This window comes from Flavobacterium sp. A45, from assembly GCF_002001005.1.
GTDB lineage: Bacteria > Bacteroidota > Bacteroidia > Flavobacteriales > Flavobacteriaceae > Flavobacterium.
Genome location: NZ_MUNX01000023.1, coordinates 1 through 2871, shown reverse-complemented (window position 1 = coordinate 2871; position 2871 = coordinate 1). Strand labels below are relative to the sequence as shown.

Annotated in this window: 2 protein-coding genes; both read right to left on the bottom strand. The window is 27.6% G+C overall.

Features of this window, described 5'->3' with window-relative positions; all coding sequences use genetic code 11:
* The coding region (locus B0E44_RS00160; RefSeq protein ID WP_131828078.1) for a hypothetical protein at positions 1–1558 on the bottom strand (1558 nt) is incomplete at its 3' end.
* 557 nt (positions 1559–2115) lie between these two features.
* Complete coding sequence (locus tag B0E44_RS00155; protein ID WP_077370185.1) at positions 2116–2625, bottom strand: hypothetical protein; 510 nt, start codon at positions 2623–2625, stop codon at positions 2116–2118.
* Positions 2626–2871 lie beyond the last annotated feature (246 nt).

Here is a 2871-nt window from a genome sequence, read left to right as displayed (position 1 = left end):
CTATAAATTTATTTCCCTTATCTTTAAAATAAAGACCTTTATTTGTAGCTATCCATAAATTACCATTAATGGACTGTAAAAGGTCATAAATAATTAACCCATCGGAATTAATATTGTTGATCTTATATTGAAATAATTTTTCAGATTTTTTATCAAAAATAAATAGCCCTTTATCGGACCCTATCCACAAGGAATCTTTCGATTTTGATTTGAGAAATATAGATTTAAAATTCCACCTATCTTCATATTTTATAGTTTTAAGTACATTTGTTCTTAAATTAATTGAATTTACAAAAGGTCCTCCACCAACAAACCATAAAACACTATCTTTTTCTATTAAAATGGAATTATAAATGTTGCGGGAATATGATGTTTTATGAATTTTTGATAAGGATTTATCATTTGCGTTTAACTTAAAAATTCCTGAAGAAGAGCAGACGTATAAATTTCCTGAACTATCGGAAGTCATACCTTTAACACTAATCTGAGAATCATTACCCTGTAAATATTTCTTAAACCTAAGATCGAAAGGTTTTAACATAACAATTTTTACATTATTCGAAAACCAGATTATACCATTACTATCCAATCTTAGTTGTTTACTAAGAATATTTCTTTTCAAAAAAAAGGTGTCAATAGTTGTAAATGTATTTTTTTCTTTATCAAATAATAAGGTATAAATTTTATTATCTCTAACTGTAAAAAAATATGTTTTTGAATATAAAAAATTATCATATGGACAGTCAAACATTTGTATGTTTAAATTCTTTAAATATGTATAATTATACTTTTTACCATCAAAAAAAACAACACCGCTAGCATTGTTTTTAAAAATTTCTCCATTACCAACAAAATGCAAATTTGGTTTATCGCTTTTTAAATGCAAAACAAAATGAATACCTTTATCATCAATTACATACAAATTGCAATGCGATTTCACTAATATTTTTCCTTGATCTAGTTCTCTTATTATTCTTAAAGCTCCACTTTCTGTATTAACAACCTCACTGTTTTGTTTTATATATTTTATTTCTTTTGGCTCTTTAGGAGATACATATATCTTTTGATTGTAATATGTATCAATTTTTATAACGTAGTTTTCCCCTAAACTAATCCATATATTACTTTTCTTGTCCAGAAGCGAGACAACATCTTCCTTGCTTCTAATCTTATGTTTCAATTCCCATTTAATATATCTAACATTGAAAGTTTTCGGGTTTATTATATAAGCACCAAGATGATTTATAGCCCAAATATCACCTTTCCCATCCTGAATCCAACTGTAAATATTGAGATTGGAAATAGAAAGCTCCTTTTCTTTAATACCCTTATAAGTATATTTAATTGTATTTGTTCCATCATATTTGTAAAATGTTCCTTGTGTATTTACAGCGTACCAAACAAAGCCATCTTTATCAGGAAAAGGCTGACTGCTTATTAAATAAGTATCACGTTCATCTCGAAACGAAATTGAATTTGTAGTGTGGCTAATCTGCCCAAAAACTTGAATTGAAAAAAAATATATAAGAAGATTTGCCCGAAAAAATATAGTCCTCATTTGAATTTAAATAATTAAAAGGATTTGTGAAAAACTGAAAAAAAGGTCAAGATACAGTTTTATAATCAGTTATTTTGTTAAATCGTTCAATAATTATATGTTTTGCTATAAATCATCTTGAAACTTTATATAAGATGTCTAATAATTCAAACTTAAAAACTGGCAATCATTGGCTCAACTCTCAACATTAAATGTCATTTTATAATAATAAGAAGATATGTTGCCCATTATATAATCAGTTTTTGTTGTAAGTAGTTTTTCATTTTAATATTTATATCCAATTGATCTGTAAGAGATTTTTGAGTAGAAGGCTCTCGTTGCATGAAAGGAAGTGGCTCAAATTCCGATGTTATCGTTATAAAATCTTTGTTTTTTTTCTTTTGGACTTCAATTATATCCTGCCACCATCTAACAAATCGATCTAAATTTTCTTCCCATTCCAGAGCGAAGAGATTATTGACTTGTGATGATTGACTAGAACCAACACGGGCGTGAATATGAACAATTTTGGAATAAATTTTTCGTAAATTATCTTGCTGGTCATAAAGTAAACTCTCTCAAATGGTGCAGAAATGAGAGAAGTCAGCAATTAAATTTAATTTTGGAAAAACTTCAATATACTGCAACAGCGTTTTAAGATGAAAAGAAAATCTCCCACCATGAATTTCATGCCAAATAGGGATACCGCTTTCTTTAGAAATTAATTCTGTAAGATTCAAAATTTTACAGTTTTCACTAAAGTCAAAAAAATCTTTACCAGTTTGAGAATTGATATAATCTGGTTTTAAAGTGATTAAAAACTGCAGTCTTTGGATTAGTTTTTGAATATATTCTTCTACAGTTTCAATTGCACTTCCAAGCACTTGTTGTGCTATAAAAACAAATTCTGAATCGATAGTTTCTCTTATTCTTTGTAATTCAGAAAGAAATTCTGTAACAAAATTAGCATCATCAAGAAAGTTGATTTCTACTCCTTGATATCCATTTTGGACCACAAAATTCAGAAATTCCTTTGCGGATTTGTTTTGACAACCCCAATAGCTGCAGATGTATTTAATATTATGCATTTAGAGTGAGTATAAAATTGGTTTTTTATAGGAGAATATATAATTTTACCTATGTTTGCATCTGGAAACCAAGTCTTCCAATCTTGAATTTAATTTCTTTTAGGTTTCTTATAAAAATTTAGCATTTAATATTGTGCAAAGGAATTCAATTATTATTCTTTAATCTTTATAAATCGGTTAAATAGTTCTTGTTTTCTTTTAGAGATGGGAAGAAAAGTTCCATTTATTAGTTGGCAGTAAGCACCG

What these genes read in the sequence shown, in the direction of transcription:
- B0E44_RS00155 (WP_077370185.1), bottom strand. Translation starts at nt 2,625, where the DNA reads ATGCATAATATTAAATACATCTGCAGCTATTGGGGTTGTCAAAACAAA.